Source organism: Mucilaginibacter sp. P1_D10 (assembly GCF_056406215.1).
The window spans coordinates 479,471-494,289 of record NZ_JBFUAP010000002.1 but is presented as its reverse complement, the minus strand read 5'-3'; the positions used below and the strand labels follow the sequence as shown (position 1 = coordinate 494,289).

Genomic DNA, 14,819 nt, shown 5'->3' with positions numbered 1-14,819 from the left:
ATGATAGCGTCGCCTTTTTGCGGAAGAAATGCAGCCTTGTTTTTAGAGGCAATTGCAAAAATGGAATATCCTTCATAAAAAACACATTGATTTTTAAGCTTTTACGGTTAAACTTGCGCTAAATATTGCCATAATGCTAAATTAATAAAACAGTATTGCAATTTGAGAATATTAAACGTACTTTTGCGCTCGATTTGGCGATGTAGCCAAATACGTTATTTAAATTCATGAACCCATTTATCAATCTGGGAATCCGTCATGATATTGTTAATGCCATCTCTGAGTTAGGATTTGAAAATCCAACACCAATCCAGGAACAGTCAATTCCGGTATTGTTAACAGGCAGCAACGATTTTGTCGGATTAGCCCAAACAGGGACCGGTAAAACAGCTGCTTTTGGACTGCCGCTATTAGAACTGCTCGATTTCGAAGTAAATCATCCGCAGGCGCTTGTTTTATGCCCAACACGTGAACTTTGTTTACAAATCACGAACGACATTAAGAACTACGCCAAAAAAATGAACAACGTTAATGTTGTTGCCGTTTATGGCGGTGCAAGCATTCAAGATCAACTTCGCGTTATCAAACGCGGCGTACAGATCGTGGTGGCCACGCCTGGCCGTATGCTAGACATTATTAACCGTAAAGCGATAGATTTTTCGCAGGTTAGGTTTGTAGTATTGGATGAGGCTGATGAGATGCTCAACATGGGCTTCCAGGAAGACATTGACAGTATTTTATCAACCACGCCCGACGAGAAAAAAACCTGGCTGTTCTCAGCCACTATGCCTTCTGAAGTTAGAAGGATTGCCAAGAAATACATGACCGACCCTTTCGAGCTTACAATGGGCGAGAAAAACACCGGTAATGTTAATATCGACCACGAGTACTACGTAGTACGTGCCCGTGATAAATATGCAGCATTCAAACGCATCGTAGACAATAACCCCGAAATCTTCGGTATCGTATTTTGCCGTACCAAGATAGAAACACAGGAAATTGCCGAAGCGCTGATCAAAGATGGCTACAACGCCGATTCTTTACATGGTGATTTATCACAGCAGCAACGCGATAAGGTGATGAAACGCTACCGCGAACGCAGCTTGCAATTATTAATTGCTACTGATGTTGCAGCCCGCGGTATAGATGTTAACGATGTTACGCACGTTATTAACTATAGCTTGCCGGATGAGATAGAGAACTACACCCACCGTAGCGGTCGTACAGCCCGTGCAGGTAAAACAGGTGTATCTATCGCTATCATCAACAGCAAAGAGCTTGGCAAAATACGCCAGATAGAACGCACCATTGGTAAAAAGTTTGTTAAAGGCGAAATACCTACAGGCTTTGATGTTTGCGAAAAACAACTTTTTGCATTGGTACATAAAGTACACAATGTTGAGGTTAACGAGCAGCAGATAGAGCAATACATCCCACGTATTATGGATGAGTTTGCCGAGCTGACCAAGGAAGAAGTTATCAAACGTTTTGCATCTTTAGAGTTTAACCGCTTTTTAGATTATTATAAAAACGCACCAGACCTTAACGCACCTGCGGATGATTTCCGCACCAGGGATGGCGAAAGAGGCGAACGTGCACCACGCGATAACGGTGGCAAAAGCGAATACACACGCCTGTTTATCAACTTAGGTAGTGTTGACGAGTTTAACCGCGGCGACTTGCTGGGTTACATTTGCAACAACGCCAAAATAAGCGGCCGTACTGTTGGCAAAATAGATGTTAAAGGTGTTTACTCCTTTTTTGAAGTAAACAATGCTGATGTTGAGATGGTAACCAACAACTTTAAAGGTGTTGAATTTAAAGGCCGCGAAGTTAGGATAGAAGTATCCGGCGAAGGTACCAGCACCACCCGTACAGGTGGTGGCGACAGGCGCGAAGGCGGCTACCAAAGGCGCGAAGGCGGCGGCGGTTACAATCGCGAAAGAAGTTTTGGTGGTGGTGAAAGACGTGAAGGCGGATTTAACAGAGACAGGAACAAAGGCGCCGCTGGCGGTGGTTTCCGCGATTTCTCTGGCAAACCACGCGAAGAACGCCCGGAACGCCGTAGAAGGTTCTAATTTAGTTTTTAGTTTTCATAAGCGCTTTTGGGGGGTAGTTTACCCGAAAGCATAGTTTTAGTTTAGTTTTGTTTACAAAGCCTCTCGTTTGCACCAGCATCCGGGAGGTTTTTGTTTAAACGTTATTGATGTTAATATATCCATAAGATACTGCACTTGTGAAACATAGTAAGTAAATTTATCGTTTATAGGATAGTAAGTATTAAATAATTTAGAATAAATCACCAAGAACATGGAAACAAACAAAAAGCATACGCTAAAGGGCGGCTCTGCATTTTTAGCGAAGGTGATGCAGGATAAGAAGGATATAAAGGATGCCTTAAAAAACAAAAAGCCGTTGAGCGACCTGGCTAAAGAAAAGGGTATTAATTTTGCAAAACCTTTATAATGTAGTTCCGTCCGAAGACGGCCTAACCTATACCTTTACTACACGATATAACATTATATATCAATTAGCGTTGATCAGCTATCAATTAGGTGAGATCAACGCTTTTTCTTTGTCGTTATACCCGGATACAGAACCAACCCATGTAGATTATTGGATCAAGAACACCGTCATTAAACTTATCGGAGATATCCTTGAAAAGGAGTCGAACGTGATATTTTATATTTGCGATTCGGAAGACAACCGCCACGATAAACGCCACGTAATATTTGAATATTGGTATCAGAGATCAGCTGAAGATTTTTACTACATAAGCAAATTCAATTATATTGCTATCTCGGAAAATGGATATCCAATTAACGCTTCGGTATTGTATAACAACCTAAACCCATTGGGAAACTTAATTATAGAAAGCTTTAAGTCGGAACTGGACAATTTTTGATCCGATTATTTCCTTTCTCTCTTGTATTGCAAATTAGCTCTGTTTAACGGCTAAATTCTACCGCAACCGAATCGGGGAACATCAGGCTAAGCTGCTTCTCGTCCAGCTTTTGTATCAGGAATTTGGTGTAGGGCAGGTTGCCCTCAAACGAAGTGAAGATGGTATCGCCTTTGGTAAAATAGTCCTCAGGCTCGTTATCCAGCGTAAACTGCTTATCGGTTATCTTAAGGTTGATTAGCCCGTCTTTAGATTTCCAGATGCCCTGAAGTTTTTTATCGGGTTGAGCTTTTTTTTGGCTGCATGCGGCGGTTGATAATATCAGCGCACAGGCAGCAATCGTAAATATTAAAGGATAGCTTTTCATGATGTTGATAAGGTAGCAAAAAAGCGCCTGTTTTGCAACAAGCGCTCCTGTTTATATTTCCAATGTTAGGGTTTGGCCACCAGTGCCGATTCTTTCACGTAAACGTGGCGACCCTTGCTGTTTACGTAGTAATAGTAGGAGTTTTTATCTATGTAGATGGTTTGGCCCTGCGGGCCCACCTTGCCGGCGTATTTTTTATCTACTACGGCAGCTGCGCCGGTAGAGGCTATCTGGGCGGTTTTGTTGCCCACTTTGCTGGCTGTTTTTTTGGTGGCTTTCCAGCCTTTTTTGGCGGTGGTGCCAACTTTTTGGGCTACAGTAGTATCTTTATGGGTTTGGGCAAAGCTTTGCGAGGCTGCAAATAATGCAACCGCAACTAATGCTGTACTGAATAACTTTTTCATGATAGCGCGTAAATTAAGTTTAACTGTTTAGCTTAACTCAATTTCTCTGCCAGTTTGCGCATTTCGGCCGCGGGCGATGCTTTTTTGTATAAAATAGCGTAAACGGCTTCGCATATGGGCATATCTACTTTATACTGCAGGTTTACCTGGTGTAGGCAATTTACTGCATAGTAGCCCTCCGCAATCATATTCATCTCCAGTTGCGCCGAGGTCACGGTATAACCCTTCCCAATCATATTGCCGAAGGTACGGTTGCGGCTAAACTGCGAATAGGCGGTAACCAACAAGTCACCCAGGTAGGCCGATTCTTTGATGTCGCGGTCTATGGGGTGCACCTGGTCTACGAAGCGTTCCAACTCGCGTATGGCATTAGATATCAGTACCGCCTGGAAATTGTCTCCGTAGCCCACGCCATGACATATGCCGCTGGCTATGGCATAAACGTTCTTGAGCACTGCACCATATTCGGTACCGTAGATATCATCAGATACGATGGTTTTGATGTAGCGGGTGTTCAGCATGGCGGCAAACTCGGTAGCCAGCCCCACGTCCTGCGAGGCGATGGTGAGGTACGATAATTTCTCCAATGCAACCTCCTCCGCGTGGCAGGGGCCGCTTATCACCATAAAGTCGCTGAAGGACACCTTGTATTTATCGTGCATAAACTCGCCGATAATCTGGTTCTCATCGGGCACGATACCTTTTACGGCAGATACGATCTTCTTACCTGCCAGATCTTCGGGCGTTATTCCTTTTAATGCTTCTTTCAAAAAGGCGGCGGGCACGTTCAATAATATGCAATCGGCTGCCTGTATCAGCGGCTTCAAATCGGCAGAGATATTTGCAGCCGGCACTTTTATTTCTACCGAACTTAAATAGTTGGGGTTGTGGCGGAATTTGCTGATATGCTCCACGGCCTGCTCGTTCCGCATCCACCAAAAAATTTCTTTTTCAATGGTGTTATCGGTAAGCATCTTAATATTGGCTGTTGCCCAGCTGCCGCCGCCAACAACGGTAATCTTATGTATTTGCTTAAGCATTACAGCGTATAATGTACTGCAGGGCTAATTGGTTTTCCCTTGCGGTACAAAGAAATGAAAAAAAGGCGAGAGGTGAAAGGTTAAGGGCAAAAGGTAATACCCACCGGTAAGATGGTTTAAAATAAAAAAGGGTGAAAGATTCTAAAACCTTTCACCCCTGACCTTTCGGCTTTTACCTTTAAAACTTAGTTCTTCTTATCGCCGGTGAATAGCTTGGCTTTATCTACTCTCTCTACCAGCATGCCATCGTTAAGCTCTTTAGAGATAGCCGCAAATGGTGCCGATACTACTTCTTCGCCGCCTTTCAGGCCGCTTAATATCTGTATGTAAGCATCATCCTGTATGCCGGTAGTTACCTGCACCTGTTTTACCTTGTTGGTTTTGGCATCGAATACATACACATATTCCTTGGCTACCGGGGTGCTGGCTGTCTTCTTTTTATCGTCTGTACCGTTACCGGTTGCGGTTGCTTTCTTGTCTTCGCGGGTAGTAACCGATTGTATAGGCACCGATAAGGCCTTTACGTGGTTGGTTTGGATATCTACCGTTGCGGTCAATCCCGGGCGGAAGGGTGAGTGATTTGCTGCGTTCTTCTTTAACAGATCCATGTACGATTGTGCTGTAATCCTCACCTTTACGGTAAAGTTGGTCACCTGGTCGGCATTGGTGCCTACCACGTTGGCCGAACTGCCTATCTCTATTACTTCGCCCTCGAATTTCTTGCCCAAAAAGGCATCGATTTCTATTTGTGCAGGGTTGCCGATGCCTATACGGTTGATGTCGTTCTCGTTCACGTCAACGTTTACATCCATTTTGTTCAGGTCGGATATGGTCATGATCTCGGTACCTGCAAATTGCTGGGTTCCTAAAACACGCTCGCCAATTTCAATGGATAATTTTGATACAACGCCATCAACAGGTGCGTAGATAGTTGTTTTGGCCAGGTTATCCTGTGCTTCTTTAACAGATGCTGATGACTGGGCCAGGCCGTAGGTAGACCCGATAACGTTTTGCTTAGCTGCTTCTAAAGAAGCCTTCGCGCCTTCGTAGTTAGCTTTTGCCTGCTCGAATTCGGCAGTGGTAAGTACTTTATTTTTGTAAAGCTCCTGGCTGCGTTTGTATATCGAAAGCTGGTTGGCAAAGGTAGCTTCAGATTGTTTCAGCATCTGCGATGAATTGCCCACGCTTGCTTTTTGCGAGTTGTAAGATGCCACGGCGCGGTCGTAGCCCGATTTTAAGATATCCGGGCGGATCTTACAAAGCAGCTGGCCTTTCTTAACCACGTCGCCTTCTTTTATAGGCAGTTCAACTACCTCGCCGCTCACCTCGGGGCTTATCTTAACCTCGATGTGGGGTTTTATCTTGCCGCTGGCAGATACGGTTTCGTTTATATCGCGCGTATCGGCTTTCTCTGTGGCAATCTGCGTTAGCTTCGGCTTGCCGATAACGCCGGCCATTTTAAGTATTATCAGCAAAGCAATCAGCGAGCCTAAACCGATGAGGATATATTTAGTAGTCTTTCCCATGATGTTTTATATTCAGGATTTTTTTTGTGAGTTAACGTTTATAATGTGATAGGGTTGCCAAGGTAATAATCGATTATTTTGCTGCGGAACACCAGTTCGTAGCGTGCCTGTATCAAATCGAACTGCGATTTGTTGAGGTTGGTAAGCGAGGTATTGTAATCCAGCGAGTTTACCAGCCCCACATTGTAGCGTTGCTGTATAATGTTGAAGGCATCTTTGTTGGCCTGGTAAGTTTGCGTGGTACTTGCCAGTTTTTTATTGGCGGCGCGCAAATCGAACACGGCTTGTATAATTACCTTGCTCAGGCTGTTCTTTGCCGACTGGGTATTCAACTCGGCGCCCTGGTAATTGATACGTGCTTTACGTACTGATGTGCGGGTTGCAAAGCGGCTAAAAATAGGTATCTGCAGCGATAACCCTATCGATTGGTTGAAGTTATCTTTAAACTGATCAAAAAACGGATAGTTGGCAGTTGGGTTATCGAACCTGATGCTCGCATCTGAATAACGCGAGTTGCCCGAGCCGAATAAAACCAGGCTTGGGTAATAGGCGCCCATGGCTACTTTTATGCTCTGCTGCGCTGCAAGTTGCCTGGTTTCGGCCAGTTTTACGTCGGGGTTTATTTCTAAAGCGGTTTTCAACACGGTTGCTTCATCGTACAGGGTGCGGATATCGGTAAGCTTGCTGATGTCCGGCTTCTCCACGGTAATTTGTTCCAGCGGGCCCATTTCCATATATTGCTTCAATACCAGTATCGATAAATCCAGCTGGTTTTGGGCGGTGGTAAGGTTAAGATCGGCAGTGTACTGTTGTGCCTTGGCCTGCGAAAGGTCGGCAAGGGTTTGGTTGCCCGCATCGAAGTTTTTCTGCACGCGGTCTAAAGCAATTTTGGCGACATCTATCTGTTGTTGGGCTGCGGTTACCAAATCCTGATTGGTTAATATGGCCAGGTATTGGATAACAACGTTCAGGATAAGGTCGTTCTTTATTTTCGCGGTGTTGCTTTTATCTACATCAACCAAAATACGGTTCTGGATGATCTGGTTGCGCAGTTGCCCACCCTGAAAAAGCGTTATCTGTGCATTTATGCCGGCATTTACGGTAAAAGTTCGTTGGTTTATGAACTGGTTGGTGGTTGGGTCGATGTTACGGCCAAAGTTGTAGCCCGCCTGCGGGTTTGCGCTTACGGCCGGCAGTTTGTTATAACGGCTTTGGTTGTAATCTTCGGTACTCAGGGCTTCGTTAAGCAGCGCCTGTTTTATAGTAAGGTTGCGTTCCAGTGCGCGGTCTACCGCTTTTTGCAGGGTAATCAATTCCTGCGCTTTAGCGGATATATTGGTTACCGAAATTAATATGAAGCAAGCAATAGTTACTTTTGTGAATGGTAATTTTAGTTTCATAATAAGTGTTGTACAATCGTAGTAAGCTAAAAGCTTTGCAAGCCTCAATTTCTTTGTTTAAAAATATGGAACAAATAACCTCTTTTTAGCATGTACCTGGTAAAAACTCCCCGCCTGCTTAAATGGCTGTATCCCGGTTTGATATGGAATGCTGCGCCCGATACCCGCTGTATTTATTTGACTTTTGACGACGGCCCTATACCCATTGTTACACCGTTCGTATTAAATATTTTAAAACAATACCAGGCCAAGGCAACTTTCTTTTGCATCGGCGATAATATCGGTAAGTATCCCGACGTATTCGCGCAGGTAAAAGAACAGGGCCACGCCATAGGCAGCCACACCTACAACCACCTTAAAGGATGGGCCACGGACAATGAAAAGTACCTGCAGAACTTTTTGAAAGCCGATGAATTAACGGGCACAAACCTTTTCCGCCCGCCATACGGGCGTATAAAGCGACAGCAGATTAAACTGCTTAAACAGGCCCGACCAGACTTAAATATTGTGATGTGGGATGTGCTGAGCGGCGATTTCGATACCAGCCTCGCCCCTGCCGATTGCCTGAAGAATGTGCTGAAACATACCGAAGCAGGATCGATAGTGGTATTTCACGATAGCCAGAAAGCCTTTGAGCGGCTGGAGTACGTGCTTCCGCGCGCGTTGGAAGAGTGGAGCAGGGAGGGGTATAGTTTCGAAAGTTTGCAGTAGGCGGTTTGCAGTTTACTTATTTGCCCCCCCAAGGAGGATTTGCACGCGGAAAGCGGCACCTTAATATAATCATTTACGATGAAAACGGTGGTGACACGATATTGACACCACCCTAAAATTTTTAAGTATTTGATTATGAATAATTTGAAAGTGTTCACGATGTTCACGCGGCGCGCGTGAACACTATATTGGGTTATTTTGGTTTGCTGGTTGCCAGGTTAATTGCTACATTTCGGCATGGTTCGTCAATTATTAATTATTGCGCTTTTTACCGTATGTGCGCAAAGCCTGCGTGCACAGAATGCCGATACGGCCCGCGTAGTCATCAGCCAAGTATCCATGCCGCAATTGGGCCGGGGGCGCACCATACGGGTTTTTTTGCCTGCCGGGTATGCTACCTCAAAAAGGAAATACCCCGTATTGTATATGCACGATGGGCAGAACCTGTTTACCGGCAACACCAGTTTTGCAGGCAGCTGGTTGGTAGATTCTACCCTGAAAACTTTCCCGGCCAATAAGCAGACGATAGTAGTGGGCATTGATAACAGCGGCCAATACCGCATGGCCGAGTATAATGCCTATACCAGCAAATACGCTACCAAGCCCGATGGCGATGCCTACCTTGCCTTTATGGTAAATACGTTGAAGCCGCATATAGATAGCCTTTACCGTACCAAAAAGGATGTGAAGCATACTGCTATTGCTGGCAGCTCGATGGGTGGGCTCATATCTATGTATGCTGCGGTAAAATACCCGGATGTGTTTGGGGTGGCGGGCGTGTTCTCGCCATCGTTTTGGATAGCCCCACAAATGTACCCGTTGACTACCAGCGCGAAATTAAGCCTTAAACAGCGCTACTTTTTAGCCTGCGGCGACCAGGAGGGCGACGAGGCTGATTATGTAAATAAGATGGATTCGGTATTGACCGGCAAAGGCTTCAATCGTAAAAATGTACCCGCACCGTTGATTATGAAAGGTGCCAAACATAACGAGGCGCAGTGGAAAGTTGCTTTTAAGGCATTTTACGAGTGGTTTGCTAATTAAGGGTTGAGCTATGCAACAAATTGCACAAATGCCTGTTAGCCAATTAACAGCCCCGGTAAACTTTAAAAATCATGAGAAAATGGATAGCCGCCGCGATTATCGCAACAGGCTTTTTTTGCTTTATCAATTGTAAAAAGAATACGAATGCTGTACCGCCAACAGAACCGGGCGATGCTACGCTTACCGATGTGGTGCTCACCCAGAATTTAAACTATCCTTGGGAAATTTTATGGGGACCTGATAACATGCTCTGGATAACCGAGCGAAACGGCAAAATAAGCCGTGTAAACCCTGCCGACGGCACAAAAAAGCAAGTGATTAATATTACCGAGGTAGTGCCCAATGGTGAAGGTGGCTTGTTGGGCATGGTGCTGCACCCTGATTTTGCAACTACACCCGAAGTTTTTGTTGCTTATAATTACGATAAAGCCGGTACATATACCAAAAAGGTGGTAAAATTCACTTATAACGGCACTACGCTGATAAACCCGGTAATACTGCTGGATAATATCCCCGCCTCCAACGTCCATAACGGCACGCGGCTGGCTATATCGCCTGATAAAAAACTATTTATCACCAGCGGCGATGCTTCGGTATCATCGCGGGCGCAGGATATAAGCAGTTTGGCCGGCAAGATACAACGCATCAATCTGGATGGCAGCATCCCTGCAGATAACCCTGTAGCCGGCAGCCCGCTTTGGACATTCGGGCACCGTAACCCACAAGGACTGGTTTTCGTGGGCGACAGGCTATACAGTTCGGAACATGGCGCCACTACCAACGATGAGATAAACATCATCCAAAAAGGCCGCAACTTCGGCTGGCCCAATGTAGAGGGCTTTTGCGATACGGGTACCGAACCTTCTTTTTGTACCACAAATAATGTGGTAGAACCCATCCAGGCCTGGTCGCCTACCATCGCGCCATCCGGTATCGATTATTATAACAACGATGCTATCCCGCAATGGAAGAATTCGTTGTTGCTTGCTGTATTGAAGGATTCGGAACTGCTACAGATAAAACTGAACGCCGCAGGCGATAAGGTAGATGCTGTAAACACCTATTATAAAGGCACCTATGGCCGCATGCGCGATGTTGCCATATCTCCGCAGGGCGACGTGTATATTATTACCAGCAATGGGGGAGGAACCGATAAGATAATTAAGGTGAGCAAGCAGTAGTTTAGCCCCTAAGATCATGACAGCTATATTATCGACGCGTCATTGAGGCACGAAGCAATCTCCCGATACGCAATGGCGACTTGCAACGGGCTATGCTTGCGTAGAGATTGCTTCGTGCCTCGCAATGATGTGGTGGAAAACAAACAGTAAATTTGCATCCCTCTCCCCTTCCCTTATTTATATCGCATCTAAATAACATTTGTACAAAGGGCTGACTGTGAATAAAGTTTATAATTTGTAAATTCGCGGCTACCCGCCCGAAATGGGCTGGCAAACCTTTTTTCCCACTAAAAAGATCAAACATTATGGCTTTTGATTTAGATATGATCAAAAAAGTTTACGATCGCTACAGCACCCGCATTGCGGCTGCACGCTTAGCGACCGGCAAACACCTTACGCTTACAGAAAAAATATTATACGCTCACCTTTCCGAAGGCGATGCTAAAAAAGCCTTCGAACGCGGTACCGACTACGTTGACTTTGCACCAGACCGCGTAGCCATGCAGGATGCCACTGCCCAGATGGCCCTTTTGCAATTTATGCAGGCAGGCCGCCCGCAGGTTGCCGTACCCTCAACCGTACATTGCGATCACCTTATACAAGCAAAAATCGGCGCTGTTGAAGATTTAAGCACAGCTGTTGATATCAATAAAGAAGTTTACGATTTCCTTTCATCCGTATCTGATAAATACGGCATCGGTTTCTGGAAAGCCGGTGCAGGTATCATTCACCAGGTAGTGTTGGAAAACTACGCGTTCCCAGGTGGTATGATGATAGGTACCGACTCACACACACCTAACGCAGGTGGTTTGGGTATGGTTGCCATAGGTGTTGGCGGTGCCGATGCCTGCGATGTGATGGCAGGTTTGCCATGGGAGCTAAAATTCCCTAAGCTTATCGGTGTTAAATTAACCGGCAAGCTATCGGGCTGGGCTTCTGCAAAAGACGTTATTTTGAAAGTAGCAGGTATCCTTACCGTAAAAGGTGGTACCGGTGCCATAGTAGAATATTTTGGCGAAGGCGCACGTTCGCTTTCGGCAACAGGTAAAGGTACCATCTGTAACATGGGTGCCGAAATTGGTGCTACCACTTCTATCTTCGGTTACGACGAAAAGATCGCTACCTATTTAACAGGCACTTCACGTGCGGAAGTTGCCGAACTGGCGAACGCCGTTGCAGAACACTTAACCGGTGATGACGAAGTTTACGCTAACCCGGCCGCTTACTTCGACCAGGTTATCGAAATCAACCTGTCGGAGCTTGAGCCACATATCAACGGCCCTTTCACGCCGGATCTGGCATGGCCTATCTCTAAATTCGCTACCGCTGTTCGCGAGAACAACTGGCCGGTTACTTTAGAAGTTGGCTTGATTGGTTCTTGTACCAACTCATCTTACGAGGATATTACCCGTTCGGCATCAATCGCCAAACAGGCTATTGATAAAAACCTGCAAACTAAAGCAGAGTTCACCATTACCCCTGGTAGTGAACTGGTGCGCTACACTGTGGAGCGCGATGGTTACTTAGGTACCTTCGAGAGCATGGGTGGCGTTGTATTGGCAAATGCTTGTGGTCCGTGTATCGGCCAGTGGGCCCGTCATACCGACGACCCAACCCGCAAAAACTCTATCATTACATCCTTCAACCGTAACTTTGCAAAACGCCAGGACGGTAACCCAAACACACACGCATTCGTAGCGTCTCCGGAAATTGTAACCGCTATGGTTATTGCCGGCGATCTAACTTTCAACCCACTTACTGATACCTTAACTAATAAGGATGGCGAGCAGGTAATGCTGGATGAACCGCTGGGTATAGAAATGCCGGTACGTGGTTACGCAGTTGAAGATGCAGGTTACCAGGCACCGGCCGAAGATGGCAGCGCGGTAGAAGTAAAGGTTAGCCCAACTTCTGCACGTTTGCAATTGCTTGATCCATTCTCTGCATGGGAGGGTACCGATATCACCGGCTTAAAGCTGCTGATAAAAGCAAAAGGTAAATGTACTACCGACCATATTTCGATGGCCGGCCCATGGTTGAAGTTCCGTGGTCACCTGGATAACATATCCAACAATATGCTGATCGGCGCTATCAACTACTTCAACCTAAACGCCGATAGCGTTAAGAACCAACTGACCGGCGAATACGGCCCGGTACCTGCTACCCAGCGCGATTACAAAGCGCATGGCATTGGCAGTATTGTTGTTGGCGACGAGAACTACGGCGAAGGCTCATCGCGCGAGCACGCTGCGATGGAACCCCGCCACTTGGGTGTACGTGTAATATTGGTGAAATCGTTCGCCCGTATCCACGAAACCAACCTGAAGAAACAAGGTATGCTGGGCATCACCTTTGCAGATAGCAGCGACTACGACAAGATACTGGAAGACGATATTTTCGATATCGTTGGCTTAACCACCTTTGCACCAGGCAAGCAACTAACCGTTGTATTGCACCATGCAGATGGTACCAGCGAAAGCTTCGCGGTTAACCACACCTATAACGCTCAACAAATTGAGTGGTTTAAAGCAGGTGGCGCGTTGAATATCATCCGCGCGCAAATGGCATCTTAATTTTAGAATTTAGTCCCGATAATCATCGGGATTAGATTAAGCCTTCCCGATTGGGGAGGCTTTTTTTATGGGGTTACACACAGGACGTTTGTAGTCTGCTATTAATATTAACCATCTGAAATATAACAATTACTTAACATTAAACTTATTTAAGCTATCTTCTTTCTCATTAGCTTTAGCTAATTTATACCTACAACAATGACGAAAGAGGAAATTACATTATGGCAGAAAATCCAAGCGTTCCAACTTGATGAACCGGACGCGGGCTTTAAGTTTTCTGCAAGGCTGGCCAGGGAGAATGGCTGGAGCCTAAACTACACTTACCGCGTAATAGCCGAATACAAGAAATTCATCTTTATGTGCTGCGTTAGCGAAAGTGGCGTCACCCCGTCAGACCCGGTAGACCAGGCCTGGCACCTGCATCTTACCTTTACCCGTTCTTATTGGATAGACCTTTGCAAAAACACAATCGAAAAGGAAATTCACCACAACCCCACAAAAGGAGGCACACAGGAGGCTGAGAAGTTCGACAAGTTTTACACCTCGTCGCAAACACTTTATACCGATAAATTCGGGGTAACACCGCCGGACGATATCTGGCATAATAACCAGCAGCGTTTTACGGATATCGATTTTCAGCGGGTAAACATCGGGCGATACTGGCTGATCAAAAAACCGAAGTTATCCGTAGCGGGGATTACTTTACTGATGTTATTGGTTGCCTGTGCCATCTTTATACAAGCGGCAGAGGATTACGGTACGCCATTATTGATGCTCGGCGTGGTAATTGCCGTTGCCATTGGCGTTTACAAATGGGAATTTGACCCAAACAAAGGGAAAGGCAACAACGACAGGGGCGGCAGTGGTTGCAGTACCGCCGGATGCGGTGGCGACTTTGGCTCCTCTCACCATGGAGGGCACCACGGTGGCCACGATGGCGGGCACAGTGGCGACGGTGGCCATAGCGGTTGTGGCAGCGGGTGCTCATCATCGGGTTGCAGCGGTTGTGGAAGCGGATGCGGAAGTGATTAAAACTTTACGAACAAAAAGTTCCCCTCTGGCGCTAGTGTCCGGGCGGCGCAATGAATGGGCTGCTCGCACCCTGCACCTACAGGCGTAGTAGTAACAAGTATAAATCCTGTGTAGGTTAGAAAGGCACACCCTGGCGCGAGTAGCGCCGCCGCTTCGCCGCCTGATAACCAAATTTATTACCTACCTTTAATCAAATTTAAAGGATTTGAAAAAGAGCGTATTGATTATTGAGAACGACCACGATATCCGTTTTATCGTGGAGTTTATTTTGCAGGAACATGGTTACGCTACCTTGAGCATACCTGAACCGGAAGACCTTTCCGCAATCATCGCATTCAACCCCGACCTGATTTTGCTGGACGAATTTATCAACAGCAAACCTGGGCATCGTTTATGCAGGAAAATAAAACAGATCCCCGACCTGGCTACCGTACCGGTCATCATCCTTTCTACCGCCAATGATATTGAACTGATTGCCAAGGAATGCGAAGCCAATGATTTCGTACGCAAACCTTTTGAGCTGGAAGACATGGTTGGCAAAGTACTCCGTTTTATCGACCATCAACCACTGGCGTTCTAAATAAGCTATACCGCGCCAGCCAATCGCTGGTATTTTGGCGGGGCAATGAGCTTATTTTA

General features: G+C 46.0%; 14 protein-coding genes. 9 read left to right on the top strand and 5 right to left on the bottom strand.

Annotated features, from left to right (window positions below; translation table 11 throughout):
* Positions 1–227 precede the first annotated feature (227 nt).
* The 3 genes from AC1DYT_RS04470 (at position 228) to AC1DYT_RS04460 (ending at position 2,905) form a co-directional block, all read left to right on the top strand.
* Positions 228–2,078, top strand: coding sequence for a DEAD/DEAH box helicase (locus AC1DYT_RS04470; RefSeq protein ID WP_477468451.1), 1,851 nt, complete (start codon positions 228–230; stop codon positions 2,076–2,078).
* A 232-nt stretch (positions 2,079–2,310) separates the two neighbouring features.
* The gene (locus AC1DYT_RS04465; RefSeq protein ID WP_477468450.1) at positions 2,311–2,466 is read left to right on the top strand and encodes a hypothetical protein; all 156 of its coding nucleotides are present in this window, start codon (positions 2,311–2,313) and stop codon (positions 2,464–2,466) included.
* Positions 2,450–2,905 (top strand): DUF6169 family protein, encoded by a 456-nt coding sequence (locus AC1DYT_RS04460; protein WP_477468449.1) that lies wholly within the window; start codon positions 2,450–2,452, stop codon positions 2,903–2,905. The genes AC1DYT_RS04465 and AC1DYT_RS04460 overlap by 17 nt, the downstream gene beginning before the upstream one ends.
* Before the next feature lie 43 nt (positions 2,906–2,948).
* Here AC1DYT_RS04460 and AC1DYT_RS04455 read toward each other — a convergent pair whose 3' ends face one another.
* From AC1DYT_RS04455 to AC1DYT_RS04435, 5 genes are all read right to left on the bottom strand, one after another.
* A complete protein-coding gene (locus AC1DYT_RS04455) occupies positions 2,949–3,269 on the bottom strand; it encodes a hypothetical protein (protein WP_477468448.1) in 321 nt (106 codons plus the stop codon).
* A gap of 65 nt (positions 3,270–3,334) precedes the next feature.
* The gene (locus AC1DYT_RS04450) at positions 3,335–3,673 is read right to left on the bottom strand and encodes a hypothetical protein (RefSeq protein WP_477468447.1); all 339 of its coding nucleotides are present in this window, start codon (positions 3,671–3,673) and stop codon (positions 3,335–3,337) included.
* A gap of 32 nt (positions 3,674–3,705) precedes the next feature.
* Positions 3,706–4,713: an NAD(P)H-dependent glycerol-3-phosphate dehydrogenase gene (locus tag AC1DYT_RS04445; RefSeq protein WP_477468446.1), complete on the bottom strand. Its 1,008-nt coding sequence runs from the start codon at positions 4,711–4,713 to the stop codon at positions 3,706–3,708.
* A 185-nt stretch (positions 4,714–4,898) separates the two neighbouring features.
* The gene (locus AC1DYT_RS04440) at positions 4,899–6,239 is read right to left on the bottom strand and encodes an efflux RND transporter periplasmic adaptor subunit (protein ID WP_477468445.1); all 1,341 of its coding nucleotides are present in this window, start codon (positions 6,237–6,239) and stop codon (positions 4,899–4,901) included.
* Between the two features lie 38 nt (positions 6,240–6,277).
* Positions 6,278–7,639, bottom strand: a complete 1,362-nt coding sequence (locus tag AC1DYT_RS04435; RefSeq protein ID WP_477468444.1) for a TolC family protein — start codon at positions 7,637–7,639, stop codon at positions 6,278–6,280.
* A gap of 90 nt (positions 7,640–7,729) precedes the next feature.
* On the opposite strand from AC1DYT_RS04435, the gene AC1DYT_RS04430 reads away from it, so the two are divergent.
* The 6 genes from AC1DYT_RS04430 to AC1DYT_RS04405 all read left to right on the top strand — a co-directional run bounded on the left by AC1DYT_RS04430 (position 7,730) and on the right by AC1DYT_RS04405 (position 14,760).
* Positions 7,730–8,350 carry a polysaccharide deacetylase family protein gene (locus AC1DYT_RS04430; protein WP_477468443.1) on the top strand — a complete coding sequence of 207 codons (621 nt, stop codon included), beginning with the start codon at positions 7,730–7,732 and terminating at the stop codon, positions 8,348–8,350.
* A gap of 237 nt (positions 8,351–8,587) precedes the next feature.
* Positions 8,588–9,394 carry an alpha/beta hydrolase gene (locus AC1DYT_RS04425; RefSeq protein ID WP_477468442.1) on the top strand — a complete coding sequence of 269 codons (807 nt, stop codon included), beginning with the start codon at positions 8,588–8,590 and terminating at the stop codon, positions 9,392–9,394.
* 71 nt (positions 9,395–9,465) lie between these two features.
* Complete coding sequence (locus AC1DYT_RS04420) at positions 9,466–10,575, top strand: PQQ-dependent sugar dehydrogenase (RefSeq protein ID WP_477468441.1); 1,110 nt, start codon at positions 9,466–9,468, stop codon at positions 10,573–10,575.
* A gap of 305 nt (positions 10,576–10,880) precedes the next feature.
* The gene (locus tag AC1DYT_RS04415) at positions 10,881–13,148 is read left to right on the top strand and encodes an aconitate hydratase (RefSeq protein ID WP_477468440.1); all 2,268 of its coding nucleotides are present in this window, start codon (positions 10,881–10,883) and stop codon (positions 13,146–13,148) included.
* 198 nt (positions 13,149–13,346) lie between these two features.
* Entirely contained in the window at positions 13,347–14,180 is an 834-nt protein-coding gene (locus AC1DYT_RS04410) for a glycine-rich domain-containing protein (RefSeq protein ID WP_477468439.1), read from the top strand.
* A gap of 205 nt (positions 14,181–14,385) precedes the next feature.
* Positions 14,386–14,760 (top strand): response regulator, encoded by a 375-nt coding sequence (locus AC1DYT_RS04405; RefSeq protein WP_477468438.1) that lies wholly within the window; start codon positions 14,386–14,388, stop codon positions 14,758–14,760.
* The last annotated feature ends 59 nt before the right edge of the window (positions 14,761–14,819 follow it).